This window comes from Cytobacillus sp. FSL K6-0129 (assembly GCF_038007625.1).
In the GTDB taxonomy this organism is placed as follows: domain Bacteria; phylum Bacillota; class Bacilli; order Bacillales; family Cytobacillaceae; genus Cytobacillus; species Cytobacillus kochii.
The window spans coordinates 3,090,085-3,103,329 of the sequence record NZ_JBBOXM010000001.1; the positions used below are offsets into that span (position 1 = coordinate 3,090,085).

12 protein-coding genes are annotated in these 13,245 nt (G+C 38.5%); all 12 read left to right on the forward strand.

What is annotated here, in order from left to right; genetic code table 11:
• The first annotated feature begins 93 nt into the window (after nucleotides 1–93).
• The 12 genes from MHI57_RS15355 to pabC all read left to right on the forward strand — a co-directional run bounded on the left by MHI57_RS15355 (nucleotide 94) and on the right by pabC (nucleotide 13,235).
• Nucleotides 94–831: a VWA domain-containing protein gene (locus MHI57_RS15355; protein WP_095371271.1), complete on the forward strand. Its 738-nt coding sequence runs from the start codon at nucleotides 94–96 to the stop codon at nucleotides 829–831.
• Nucleotides 815–1,756, forward strand: coding sequence for a serine/threonine protein kinase (locus MHI57_RS15360; protein ID WP_445293204.1), 942 nt, complete (start codon nucleotides 815–817; stop codon nucleotides 1,754–1,756). Before MHI57_RS15355 ends, MHI57_RS15360 begins: the two co-directional genes overlap by 17 nt.
• A gap of 98 nt (nucleotides 1,757–1,854) precedes the next feature.
• The gene (gene tilS, locus MHI57_RS15365; RefSeq protein ID WP_340977131.1) at nucleotides 1,855–3,246 is read left to right on the forward strand and encodes a tRNA lysidine(34) synthetase TilS; all 1,392 of its coding nucleotides are present in this window, start codon (nucleotides 1,855–1,857) and stop codon (nucleotides 3,244–3,246) included.
• A gap of 24 nt (nucleotides 3,247–3,270) precedes the next feature.
• Nucleotides 3,271–3,816, forward strand: a complete 546-nt coding sequence (hpt, locus tag MHI57_RS15370) for a hypoxanthine phosphoribosyltransferase (protein ID WP_095371268.1) — start codon at nucleotides 3,271–3,273, stop codon at nucleotides 3,814–3,816.
• 122 nt (nucleotides 3,817–3,938) lie between these two features.
• Nucleotides 3,939–5,936, forward strand: a complete 1,998-nt coding sequence (ftsH, locus tag MHI57_RS15375) for an ATP-dependent zinc metalloprotease FtsH (RefSeq protein WP_095371267.1) — start codon at nucleotides 3,939–3,941, stop codon at nucleotides 5,934–5,936.
• A 492-nt stretch (nucleotides 5,937–6,428) separates the two neighbouring features.
• Nucleotides 6,429–7,208 carry a type III pantothenate kinase gene (locus tag MHI57_RS15380; protein WP_322910613.1) on the forward strand — a complete coding sequence of 260 codons (780 nt, stop codon included), beginning with the start codon at nucleotides 6,429–6,431 and terminating at the stop codon, nucleotides 7,206–7,208.
• 36 nt (nucleotides 7,209–7,244) lie between these two features.
• Nucleotides 7,245–8,123: an Hsp33 family molecular chaperone HslO gene (gene hslO, locus MHI57_RS15385; RefSeq protein WP_307319453.1), complete on the forward strand. Its 879-nt coding sequence runs from the start codon at nucleotides 7,245–7,247 to the stop codon at nucleotides 8,121–8,123.
• 108 nt (nucleotides 8,124–8,231) lie between these two features.
• Entirely contained in the window at nucleotides 8,232–9,104 is an 873-nt protein-coding gene (locus MHI57_RS15390; RefSeq protein ID WP_340977135.1) for a peptidyl-prolyl cis-trans isomerase, read from the forward strand.
• Nucleotides 9,105–9,281: 177 nt separating this feature from the next.
• Nucleotides 9,282–10,205: a cysteine synthase A gene (gene cysK, locus MHI57_RS15395; protein ID WP_340977137.1), complete on the forward strand. Its 924-nt coding sequence runs from the start codon at nucleotides 9,282–9,284 to the stop codon at nucleotides 10,203–10,205.
• A 171-nt stretch (nucleotides 10,206–10,376) separates the two neighbouring features.
• Complete coding sequence (locus MHI57_RS15400) at nucleotides 10,377–11,786, forward strand: anthranilate synthase component I family protein (protein WP_307319445.1); 1,410 nt, start codon at nucleotides 10,377–10,379, stop codon at nucleotides 11,784–11,786.
• Nucleotides 11,783–12,385 (forward strand): aminodeoxychorismate/anthranilate synthase component II, encoded by a 603-nt coding sequence (gene pabA, locus MHI57_RS15405; RefSeq protein WP_307319474.1) that lies wholly within the window; start codon nucleotides 11,783–11,785, stop codon nucleotides 12,383–12,385. The genes MHI57_RS15400 and pabA overlap by 4 nt, the downstream gene beginning before the upstream one ends.
• Entirely contained in the window at nucleotides 12,375–13,235 is an 861-nt protein-coding gene (gene pabC, locus MHI57_RS15410; protein WP_340977139.1) for an aminodeoxychorismate lyase, read from the forward strand. Before pabA ends, pabC begins: the two co-directional genes overlap by 11 nt.
• Nucleotides 13,236–13,245: the final 10 nt, after the last annotated feature.

Below are 13,245 nucleotides of genomic sequence, written 5' to 3' on the forward strand. Positions count from 1 at the left end.
AATAGATGTCATTTTTATGTATATTTCCTTTCTAATCCGTTGAAAATGGTTAGTAATCACTAAGTAACTTCTATCAGATTAGGAGGGAAAAAGATGAAAACAGGTACCCTAAAACAAATTTTACTTATTACAGACGGGTGTTCAAACGTTGGAGAAGACCCTATAGCGATGTCGGCTCTAGCAAAAGAGCAGGGAGTTTCCGTAAATGTGATAGGTGTAATGGAGAATGACGTTATTGATGAGAAGGGAATGCAGGAAATTGAGAGTATTGCCCTTTCCGGGGGTGGGGTAAGTCAAGTCGTATATGCTAGACAGCTATCACATACTGTACAGATGGTAACAAGGCAGGCGATGACACAAACATTACAAGGAGTAGTCAATCGTGAACTCACGCAAATCTTAGGAAATAAACAAACGATTGAGGATTTGCCTCCAGAACAAAGAGGCGAGGTAATGGAGGTTGTGGATGAGCTAGGGGAAACGGTTGAAATGGAAGTGTTGATTCTTGTCGATACGAGTGCAAGTATGAAACATAAGCTACCTACAGTCAAAGAAGCCTTATTTGATCTATCTTTAAGCTTAAATGCACGCACGGGAAAAAATAAATTTTCTCTGTTTGTATTTCCCGGGAAAAAGAATGATGTCGAAAAATTGCTAGATTGGACACCTAAGCTCGAATCGTTAACTTCTGTGTTCGCTAAACTCTCAACAGGTGGTATTACACCCACTGGACCAGCTTTAAGAGAGGCGATTACCTATTTTGAGAAGAAACGATCATTACGCAATTTAATTTCTAGAAATGACGATGAGTACTATGAAGAGTCAATTTAATCTACAAAAAGGTGCGATTATTAACGGGAAATGGCATCACAAGCAATACCGTATCGAAAAAGAACTAGGTGCAGGGGCTAATGGTGTAGTTTATCTCGCCACATACCTTGGGCAACTCGTTGCTTTAAAAATAAGTGAAAATGGGTATACAGTAACTTCTGAAGTGAATGTGCTAAAATCCTTTACGAAGGTCCAAGGGTCTACCCTAGGACCTTCTTTGCTTGATGTTGATGATTGGCAATTTTCCTCATCCACTATGTATTCTTTTTATGTGATGGAATATATCCATGGTCCTGATCTCCACTCTTTTATTAAACAGAAAGGAGAGGCGTGGATACCTGTGCTCATGCTGCAATTACTTTCTGATCTAGAGGAGCTGCACAAAGCGGGATGGGTATTTGGAGATTTAAAACCAGAGAATCTGATTGTCACAGGAAGAGCTCCGCGCATTCGGTGTATAGATGTAGGAGGAACAACATTAAAAGGTAGAGCCATTAAGGAGTTTACAGAGTTTTACGACCGAGGATATTGGGGGCTTGGTAGTAGAAAAGCTGAACCTACTTATGATTTATTCTCAACAGCTATGGTTTTTATTCACTGTGCCTATCCAAGCCGTTTCTCTAAAGACGGAAGGGGTTTAGAACAATTAATGGATAGGGTAAAGAAACATAAAACCTTAAAAACTTATGAAGGAGTTGTCATACCAGCACTTCAAGGCAGGTTTAAAACTGCTGAAGATATGAGACAAGCCTTGCTTGCCTGTTCATATAAGCAAACTCGTTCAAAAGGAACTCGTGTGTCCCCACCAGCTAGGCAAACATCCCGAAAGACTAAAGGAAAGCCCAATGGAAAAACTGGAGCGTTCGTTTTAATCTTGTTTATTGGTTGTATTTACTTTTTCTATTTATATAGTCAAATGGTGTGAGAGGGTTTAGGCATAAATAATCGTTTCTTTGGAAATAAACATTAAAAAAGTGATATCCTTTTAGTAGAAGTAATAGTTTAACATAAGGGAAGAATGTTATGTTTTATGCAAAGGTAAAAGCATTTTTATCACAAAAGGGCATTGAATTGGAGAATAAGCGTGTGGGAATTGCTGTCTCAGGAGGGCCTGACTCCTTAAGCTTACTTCACTTTATGCAGCAAATAAGTAAACAAGAGTGTTTTCAATTAGTAGTAATCCATGTGGATCATATGTTTAGGGGCGAAGAATCTTTTGAAGACGCTAAGTTTGTAGAACGCTATTGTCAGAAGTCAGGCATTCCTTTTCATATGCAACGAATTGATGTTTCTGCACATATGAAGGAAACGGGGAAAAGCTCGCAAATTGCTGCAAGGGACTGTCGCTATCGTTTCTTTGAGCAAGTAATGCAAAGAGAAGCGCTTGATTACATTGCATTAGGTCATCATGGTGATGATCAAATTGAAACAATGTTAATGAGAATGACAAGAGGGAGTAGTGGTCTTGCTAGAGCGGGTATGCCAGTTATACGACCTTTTAGTAGAGGGGCAATTATACGGCCGTTCCTTTGCTTAAGTCGAAATGAAATTGATTCCTATGTAGAGACTCATCATTTAGAACCTAGAATAGATCCTAGTAATGTAAAGGAAATCTATAGCAGAAATCGTTTTAGGAAAAATATCTTGCCTTTTTTAAAAAGGGAAAATCCTCAAGTGCATAACCATTTCCAACGCCTTAGTGAGGATTTGAGCGAAGATGAGGTATTTATGCAGGAATTAGCAGAAGCACAATTGAATAGTGTAACAGAGAGGAAAAGTGCTAGTGGAATTCTTCTTTATATTGACAGATTTACAGATGTCGCAAAACCTTTACAAAGAAGAGTGATTCAACTAATATTAAATTATCTATATCAGGAAAGGCCATCTTCTTTATCCGCTACACATATTGAAAATGTTTTTTCCTTAATTTCTCATCCTCATCCGTCTGGAACCTTACATTTCCCAAATGGTTTAACAGTTGTACGTTCATATGATTGTTGTTTCTTCTCCACTAGTAAAAAAACAACCGTACAGCCGTATTTATTTCAAATACAAGAGCCAGGAAACTATGTTATTCCTGAAGTAGGCGAGATCAGCATGCATTATGTCGGTCACCCATTACAGGAATATCAACAAATGGATTATCTTTTGGTTAAAGCGGATATCGCCTTACCATTAACGATCCGTACAAGGAAAAATGGAGATAGGATGAAGTTAAAAGGAATAAATGGTAGCAAAAAGTTAAAGGATATCTTTATCGATCAGAAAATTCCGCGGCAAAAACGGGATTTATGGCCTGTTGTTACGGATGCAAATGGTAACATTATATGGCTACCAGGATTAAAAAAGTCTGATCAAGCAGCTGAATATTCACCTGATACAAGCTATATTTTTCTGAAATACATAAAGCAATGATCTTCTAGGGGGCACAGGAATAAGATGCGAAACGAAATTGAAAAAATCTTAATTACTGAAGAAGAGCTTCAGCAAAAAGTGAGAGAGTTGGGCGGCTTATTAACAGAGGAGTATGATGGACGTTTTCCTCTTGTTATAGGTGTCTTAAAAGGCGCAATGCCATTTATGAGCGATCTAATTAAACGAATTGATACTCATCTTGAAATGGATTTCATGGATGTATCCAGTTATGGGAATTCCATGGTCTCTTCAGGAGAGGTAAAGATTTTGAAAGATCTTGATACTTCTGTTGAGGGACGTGATGTCCTCATCATAGAAGATATCATAGATAGTGGATTAACTTTGAGCTATTTAGTAGAGTTATTCCGTTATCGTAAAGCGAAATCGATAAAAATTGTTACTCTGCTTGATAAACCAACTGGTAGAAAAGCAGCAATTAAAGCGGATATCGTAGGATTTAATGTACCAGATGAGTTTGTTGTAGGATATGGATTAGATTATGCTGAGAAATACCGAAACTTACCATATATTGGTATCTTAAAACCTGAGGTGTATAGCAATAATAATTAAGTGAAATGCGATGTGTGAAATACTTTACAAAACCCAGTCTGACCAAGTGTAATTCCTTGTATATGCACAATTTTGTATGATACGATACTATGTAGTTTGTTTACCGTGGGAGGAGGTAAGGGATGAATCGGATTTTCCGTAACACCATCTTTTATTTATTAATATTTTTAGTCATTATAGGGGTTGTCAGTTTCTTTAATGGCAATAACGAACCGACAGAGGCAATGACTTATGACCAATTTGTTGAGAATTTAGAGTCTGGTCAAGTTGAAAGCCTTAGTTTACAGCCTGTAAGGGGCGTTTATGAAGTACGTGGTCAATTAGAAGGCTATGAAGAAGGTAAATATTTTATCACATATATTGCTAATAGTGACTCTGTAATAGACCGAGTGGAAGAGTTAGCAAGTGATTCCAAATTAGAGATCCTACCAGCAGAAGAAGCAAATGGCTGGGTAACGTTCTTTACAACGATGATTCCATTCATCATCATTTTCATTTTATTCTTCTTCTTATTGAACCAAGCTCAAGGCGGCGGTGGCCGTGTAATGAACTTCGGTAAAAGTAAGGCGAAGTTGTATGATGAAAGCAAGAAGAAGGTCCGTTTTAAAGATGTAGCAGGTGCGGACGAAGAGAAGCAAGAATTAGTGGAAGTTGTTGAATTCTTGAAGGACCCACGAAAATTCTCAGAACTTGGTGCGAGAATCCCTAAAGGTGTTCTATTAGTGGGACCTCCAGGTACTGGTAAAACGTTATTAGCGAGAGCAGCTGCGGGAGAAGCAGGCGTACCTTTCTTCTCTATTAGTGGTTCTGACTTTGTTGAGATGTTTGTCGGTGTTGGTGCTTCTCGTGTACGTGACTTATTCGAGAATGCGAAGAAAAACGCACCATGTATCATCTTTATTGATGAAATTGATGCAGTTGGTCGTCAGCGTGGCGCCGGTGTCGGTGGTGGGCATGATGAACGTGAACAAACACTTAACCAATTGCTTGTAGAAATGGATGGCTTCGGTGCAAATGAAGGAATTATTATCATTGCTGCAACAAACCGTCCAGATATCCTTGACCCTGCGTTATTACGTCCAGGTCGTTTTGACCGTCAAATTACAGTTGATCGTCCGGATGTAACAGGTCGTGAAGCGGTATTAAAAGTTCATGCAAAAAATAAACCGTTAGATGAGTCGGTAAACTTAAAAACGATTGCTCAACGTACACCAGGGTTCTCTGGTGCAGACCTTGAAAACTTATTGAATGAAGCAGCACTTGTTGCCGCTCGTCAGAATAAGAAGAAGGTGGATATGACCGATGTGGATGAAGCGACTGACCGTGTAATTGCAGGGCCTTCTAAGAAGAGTCGTGTTATATCTGAAAAAGAAAGAAATATTGTGGCCTTCCATGAGGCAGGTCATACTGTAATCGGCTTAATCTTAGATGAAGCTGATATGGTTCATAAAGTAACAATTGTACCTCGTGGGCAAGCAGGCGGATATGCTGTTATGCTGCCGAGAGAAGATCGTTACTTCCAAACGAAGCCAGAATTACTTGATAAAATTGTTGGTTTACTTGGAGGACGTGTAGCAGAGGAAATCGTGTTTGGTGAGGTTTCTACTGGTGCCCATAATGACTTCCAACGTGCAACAGGTATTGCACGCCGAATGGTAACTGAATTTGGAATGAGTGACAAACTCGGACCTCTACAATTTGGTCAATCACAAGGTGGTCAAGTATTCTTAGGTAGAGATTTTAATAACGAGCGTAATTACTCAGATGCGATTGCATATGAGATTGATCTAGAAATTCAAAGCATGATTAAAGAATGTTACCAACGCTGTAAGCAAATCCTTACAGAGAACCGTGACAAACTAGATATCATTGCAAAAACACTTTTAGAAGTGGAAACGCTAGATGCAGAGCAAATTAAACATCTATCTGATCATGGTACACTACCTGAACGCCCAGCTTCTAAAACAAGTGAAACAATAGAAGATTCAAATATTAAGGTTAATATTCGAAAAGATGACGATCGTAAAGATAATGAAGGTGAAATCACTGAAACAAGGGAAAAACAATCCCCTGCTGAAGAAGAAGAGCCTCCAGCAATTGATGAAGATCGTAAATCTTAATCAAAAAAGAAAAAGCGCCTCACTATTGAGGGGCTTTTTTTTCTGTCTATAAGTGGGGGTTGAAACGTATAACAGGAAATTTCTTCGTGCAATAAGAGGAAACTTATAGAATATATTGGAATAAAATGGTTTTGCGCGTGTAACAAGAGGAAATTCATCAAAGGTAGCAGAACAAATGTTGGTATACCAAGTCAGGTTTATACAATTATACAACCACCTATGGTTAATTATTAACGGAGCAAGAACTACATAACTTGACCGATTTTATTTCTTTTTAATGAAGTAAGGGGAAAGCTACTATTGATTAGAGATATGCACTAAAGGAAATTATTTAGTAAGTTGTCCTATTAAATAGAAATGATGAATCTTCATTCATTCAGCGTTGAGGCAATAGGGTTGGAGTTTTATAATTTGGATAATCTGAACAGAGGTGTGATATGATGTTCTCAGTATTAAAGTGTAATTATTTTATGGTAAGTGTGGTGAGGGTGCTTGATCTTTGTTTTTGATGTAGGGAATTCGAATATGATGATGGGTGTTTATCAACGAGATGAGTTAAAGTATCATTGGCGAATAGAGACTGATCGTCATAAGACAGAGGACGAATATGCAATGATTGTGAAATCGTTGTTTGAGCATGAGCAATTATCTTTTGCTGATATAGATGGTATTATTATTTCCTCCGTTGTTCCTCCGATTATGTTTGCTTTGGAGCGAATGTGTGAAAAATACTTTCATATCAAACCATTAATTGTGGGTCCAGGGGTCAAAACAGGTTTGAATATTAAGTATGATAATCCAAAAGAAGTGGGAGCCGACAGAATTGTTAATGCGGTGGCAGGTATTCATGAATATGGCGGTCCGCTCGTAATTGTTGATTTTGGCACAGCAACTACGTATTGTTATATTAATGAGCATAAACAGTATATGGGTGGTGCGATTGCACCTGGTATTGGTATCTCTACTGAAGCGCTTTACTCTAGGGCAGCGAAATTACCGCGAATAGAGATTGTCAGGCCTGATGGGATTATTGGAAAGAATACCGTCTCAGCTATGCAATCAGGCATTCTCTTTGGCTATGTTGGCCAAGTAGAGGGGATTGTAAGTAGGATGAAGTTACAAGCAAAAGAGGAACCGCTTGTTATAGGTACAGGTGGGTTGGCCTCATTGATCGCAAAAGAATCAAAGGTTATAGATATTATTGATCCATTTTTAACTTTAAAAGGTTTACAGCTTATTTATAAACGGAATATGGACACGATAAAAAAGTAGAATAACGTCTGTATTCGTTATGGAAGGAGTATTAAAATGAGTGATTATTTAGTAAAAGCTTTAGCTTATGAAGGACAAGTGAGGGCATTTGCCGTTCGTTCAACAGAAACAGTAGGAGAAGCGCAAAGAAGGCATCATACATGGCCAGTTGCTTCAGCAGCACTCGGGAGAGCAATGTCCGCTGGTGTAATGATGGGGGCGATGGTAAAGGGAGAAGACAAAATCACTATTAAAATCGAAGGTAATGGCCCACTTGGCCCACTCCTGGTTGATAGTAATGCAAAAGGGGAAGTGCGTGGTTATGTGACTCATCCTCAAGTGCATTTTGAATCCAATGCACAAGGCAAACTTGATGTCCGTCGTGGGGTTGGAACAGAAGGTACTTTGACAGTGGTAAAAGACATTGGAATGAGAGAAAACTTTTCTGGACAAGTACCGATTGTATCAGGAGAGCTAGGGGAAGATTTTACTTACTACTTTGTCACATCTGAACAAACACCTTCATCCGTTGGTGTGGGTGTATTAGTCAATGATGACAATAGTATATTAGCTGCAGGTGGTTTTATTATCCAGTTAATGCCTGGAACCGATGAAGAAACAATTGCAGCAATTGAAGAGAGGCTATCACATATTGAACCTGTTTCAACAATGATTGAAAAGGGGCTAACACCAGAAGAAATCTTACAAAGTGTTCTTGGTAAAGATCAAGTGAATTTCTTAGAAAAGATGGATGTTAGTTTTACTTGTACATGTTCAAAAGAACGGTTTGGGAATGCGATTATTAGTTTAGGAAAAGAGGAAATTTCAGATATGATAGAGAAAGAAGGTAGTGCAGAGGCACAATGTCATTTCTGTAATGAAGCTTATCACTATAATAAAGAAGAACTTGAAGCATTTAAACAAGAAGCAAAATAAATGTGAGGGCTTGGGCGTATCTTGATTCTTAAGAACAATAGGGAATAGAAGGTGCGCCTAAGCCTTTTTTTATACAGAAATATATGAAAAGTAGTAGGGGGAGGAGCTTTGAAAAGACAACATTTATGGTTAATCATATTAATACTCATTGTGATTAACTTTATGAGCGTTGCTTATTTTCTTGGGAAGGGCGAACCGAGTCAATCTGAAGTTGTGGCACAGATTGGAAAAGATGAAATTACAAGGCAAGATTGGTTAAATGAAATGGAGGGTCGCTACGGGAAAGAAGTGTTAGACGAAATGATTGATGGGAAGGTCATCGAGGCTGCTGGAGATAAATACGATGTTGAAATAGATAAAGAAGAAATTGACCGTGAAATCAAAATGTTAAAATCAGCGTATGGCACGTCTGCCGCTGCTTTATCAATCAATGAAGAACAATGGAGAAAGCAAATTAAAGATAGTTTAATGCTTGAGGAGCTTTTAACAAAAGAAGTCAGTATTTCTGAGGAAAAGCTGCAACAATACTTCGAAGATAACCAAGCTCAATATGAAATTAAGGATACATATCATCTATCACAAATTGTACTGGCAACTAAAGAAGAAGCAGAACAAACAGTGAAAGAATTAGACAATGGCTCAAGCTTTACAGCTATGGCATTGGAAAAATCAACAGAAACTTTAACAGCTGCCCAGGGTGGCGACCTTGGTTATGTGACAGTTGATGACGAAAATTATGAAACCATCATTAAAGCGGCGCAAGATTTAAAAGCTGGAGAATGGTCTGACCCAGTAAAGACCGATGAGGGGTATGCTATAGTTCTGTTACAAGAGTTTGTTGAGGGAGAAACCTATTCCTTTAAGGATGTTAAATCCCAAATACGGAGACAAATGGCTTTAGAACAAATGGATCTTCCTGTTTCTACTGAACCTTTTAAGGATGAAGTGGACATTGAAACTTTTTATGATGGTGCATTGTAGTTTTTTGTTATTTATAGGTATCATATAGCATAAGCTAACATGAATTGTTCGGGTATAAAGTTTTAAATTTTCTAATAATTAAAGGGCTTTATGCCTGCATATTCGTTGACAATTGGTTGTGTGATTGATAAATTTAAATAAAACCAATAATAATACTCGGAATAAGGAGTGGAGAAGATGGTACGTATTGCAAATTCAATTACTGAACTCATCGGACAAACACCAATAGTGAAGCTTAATCGTATTGTAGAAGATGGAAGTGCGGATATTTATCTGAAGTTGGAGTATATGAATCCTGGAAGCAGTGTTAAAGATCGTATTGCCAATGCAATGATAGAAGCCGCAGAAATTAGTGGTGATTTAAAAGAAGGCGACACAATTATTGAACCAACTAGTGGGAATACCGGTATTGGTCTGGCTATGGTTGCTGCAGCAAAAGGATATCAAACGATTTTAGTGATGCCTGAGACCATGAGTATGGAGAGAAGAAATCTTCTTCGTGCATATGGAGCAGAATTAGTGTTAACGCCAGGACCGGATGGTATGGGTGGAGCAATAAGAAAAGCGCAAGAATTGGCGAAAGAGCATGGATACTTCATGCCGCAACAATTCGAAAACTTATCAAATCCTGAAGTACATCGTGAGACAACAGGAAAAGAGATTGTTGAGCAAATGGGCGATCAATTAGATGCATTTATTGCTGGTATTGGTACAGGTGGCACGATTACAGGTGCTGGTCAAGTACTGAAGGAAAAATACAAGGATATTAAGATTTATGCAGTTGAGCCTGCTGATTCTCCTGTTCTTTCAGGTGGAAAGCCTGGACCGCATAAAATTCAAGGTATTGGCGCAGGATTTGTACCTGAGATATTAGATACAAAGGTATATGATGAAATTATCGCTGTTGCCAATGAAGATGCGTTTGCTCAAGCCCGTCGAGCGGCTAAAGAGGAAGGGATTCTAGGTGGTATCTCTTCAGGTGCAGCTATTCACGCGGCTTTAAAGGTAGCCAAAGAGCTTGGAGAAGGCAAAAAAGTATTGGCGATTATTCCAAGTAATGGAGAACGTTACTTAAGTACACCACTTTATCAATTTGATTAAAACGATAAAGAAAACGGCAGTGATGAGCACTGCTGTTTTTTTATTCAAAAATGAAGGCTGGCGCCATCGTACTTGGTGACTAGCCTTCTTTTTTGATTAACAATTATTACAATGAGAAAATGACTAGTAATTTGTAAGCATTTCGGTATGATGAGTATGAGGTGAGATTCAATGAAAAAGATGATACATACAAAAAAGTTAAGCTATTCGAAGGAATGGTTTTTTCCATTATACAAAAAGATAGCTAAGGACTATGATATACATATTTTATTAGAGAGCGGTAGAAGTGGCCGTTATAGTATGGCTGGCTTTTGTCCAGTCGTAGAGTTTACGGGGAAAGATAATAAGTTATACATAAAAACAAGTGAAGGGGTGCAAGTGGCACATGGCAACCCATTACATGAAATGAAAAAGTGGTTAAAGCAATATGAAATCGAAGAGCCTTTAGGGAGTTTACCAGATTTTCATGGAGGTGTATTGGGATTTGTAAGTTATGATTACGGACGTTATATTGAAAACCTACCAGACATGACTGAAGATGATTTGGAAATGCCTGATACGCACTTCTTCTTATTTGAAGAATGGTTCGTTTTTGATCATGATACAGAAGAATTATGGTTGATATTTGCCCATGATAAAGAAGAGGATGTCACCTCGAGGGAAACAGCATGGGTGAATCGTTGGACAGAGGAAGTGGAACAAGGAGAGGTACAATTAGCTGGAGAAAAGGAACCTACTTTAAAAGACGTTTCCATCAGTGAAGAAACGTTTGTTCAAGCAGTGGAAAAAGTACAATCATATATTGCGAGTGGTGATGTGTTCCAAGTCAACCTTTCTGTAAGAGGAAGCCAAAAGTTGAACGTTCCTCCCATCGAAGTGTACAGTCACTTACGTGAACTGAATCCATCTCCTTATATGGGTTATTTAAATACCCCTGATTACCAGCTTGTCAGTGGTTCGCCAGAATTATTAGTAAAGAAAAAAGGCGATGAAGTGAGTACAAGGCCAATTGCGGGTACTCGTTCACGTGGTAAGGATGAAAGAGAGGATCTTAAATTAGCCAATGAATTGATTGAAAATGAAAAGGAACGGGCTGAGCATGTCATGCTTGTTGATTTAGAACGGAATGACTTAGGACGTGTGTGCCAATATGGAACGGTTGAAGTTAATGAGTTTATGGTGATTGAAAAATACTCCCACGTCATGCATATTGTGTCGAATGTAAGGGGGCAAATAGCTAACGGTAGAGATGGGTACGATTTAATCGATGCCTCATTTCCAGGCGGCACAATCACAGGTGCACCGAAAATTAGAACGATGGAAATAATTGATGAGTTAGAACCAGTAAGAAGAGGTATTTATACAGGGTCACTTGGTTGGATCGGCTTTAATGGTGATTTAGAGTTGAATATTATGATTCGAACAATGCTAGTCAAAGAGGAAGTGGCATATGTACAAGCAGGAGCGGGAATCGTTATTGATTCTGAAGCGCATTTAGAATATAAGGAATCGTTAAAGAAGGCCAAGGCGTTATGGCGTGCAAAAGAGTTAGCTGAAGAGAAGGGGGATTGGAAAAAGTGATATTAATGATTGATAACTTTGATTCTTTTACGTTTAATTTGGTGCAATATTTAGGGGAATTAGGTGCAGATGTGTTAATTAAGCGTAATGATGAAATCACAATCGCTGATATAGAAGCACTTTCCCCCTCGTGCTTAATGATTTCACCAGGACCCTGTAGTCCGGATGAAGCGGGTATTAGCTTAGCGGCGATAGAAGCTTTTGCTGGGAAACTCCCTATCTTCGGTGTATGTTTAGGGCATCAATCAATTGCACAAGTATTTGGAGGCAAGGTTGTGCGAGCAGATAGATTGATGCATGGGAAAACTTCACCCGTTTTTCATAACCAACAAACGATCTATAGGGGAATTGAAGTGCCGTTTTTAGCTACACGCTATCATTCTTTAATTGTGGAGAGAGAGACCCTTCCAGATTGCTTCGAAGTCTCTTCGTGGACGGAGGAAGGTGAAATTATGGGTATTAAACATCGCCTTTTACCAATAGAAGGAGTGCAGTTTCACCCTGAATCCATTATGACTTCAGCAGGAAAAGGTTTGCTCTTAAACTTCCTTAATCAGCATGACCTCATTCAACAAGGGGGCAAACACTTTGTATATTAGTGTCAATGGCAAGCTGGTGCGAAAAGAAGAAGCGAGTATTTCTCCATTTGATCATGGGTATTTATATGGTTTAGGCTTATTTGAAACCTTTCGTATATACAATGGACATCCGTTTTTATTGGATGACCATTTAGCGCGGTTGAAACAAGGGTTAGATGCTGTATGTATTCGTAGTCCATTTAATGGGCGAGAAGAGTTACAATTTCGTTTAGCTGAATTATTAGAAATGAATCAGTTAAGAAATGCTAGAATAAGAGTAAATGTTTCTGCGGGAATAGGTGAAGTAGGTTTAAGGGCTGACCATTATATAGAACCTACCGTTATTATTTTTGCCAATGAATTACCTGAAGCCCCCCTACCGGTGGAAAAAAACGGAAAAATCCTTTCAATTAGAAGAAATACACCAGAAGGGACTGAACGTTTAAAATCACACCACTTTTTAAACAATATTTTAGCCAAACAGGAATTAGGTGCAGATAATACGTTAGAGGGAATTTTTTTAACAAAGGAAGGTTTTTTGGCTGAAGGCATTTCTTCTAATGTTTTTTGGACTAAAGGAAATGTGTTATACACACCAGCGATTGATACAGGTATTTTAAACGGTATTACGAGGCAATTTATTATAAAGATAGCTAAAAAGTTAAGGTTGGAGATTGAAGAAGGTGTGTTCCACCGTGCTGAAATCGTTGATGCAGATGAGATATTTATTACCAACTCTATTCAGGAAATTGTTCCGCTTAAAACAATGGAAGGTCGAAAGCTCCCTGGTCTAAATGGACCGATAGTAACCTTGTTGCAGGGGGTATACAAACAACAAAGAGAGAATTTATGGAGTAGAGATTCATTTTAGGAGGAATAGC

Bases quoted from the DNA above. Each gene is read 5' to 3' on its own strand.
- MHI57_RS15355 (WP_095371271.1), top strand. From the start codon at position 94: ATGAAAACAGGTACCCTAAAACAAATTTTACTTATTACAGACGGGTGT.
- MHI57_RS15360 (WP_445293204.1), top strand. From the start codon at position 815: ATGAAGAGTCAATTTAATCTACAAAAAGGTGCGATTATTAACGGGAAA.
- tilS (WP_340977131.1), top strand. From the start codon at position 1,855: ATGTTTTATGCAAAGGTAAAAGCATTTTTATCACAAAAGGGCATTGAA.
- hpt (WP_095371268.1), top strand. From the start codon at position 3,271: ATGCGAAACGAAATTGAAAAAATCTTAATTACTGAAGAAGAGCTTCAG.
- ftsH (WP_095371267.1), top strand. From the start codon at position 3,939: ATGAATCGGATTTTCCGTAACACCATCTTTTATTTATTAATATTTTTA.
- hslO (WP_307319453.1), top strand. From the start codon at position 7,245: ATGAGTGATTATTTAGTAAAAGCTTTAGCTTATGAAGGACAAGTGAGG.
- cysK (WP_340977137.1), top strand. From the start codon at position 9,282: ATGGTACGTATTGCAAATTCAATTACTGAACTCATCGGACAAACACCA.
- MHI57_RS15400 (WP_307319445.1), top strand. From the start codon at position 10,377: ATGAAAAAGATGATACATACAAAAAAGTTAAGCTATTCGAAGGAATGG.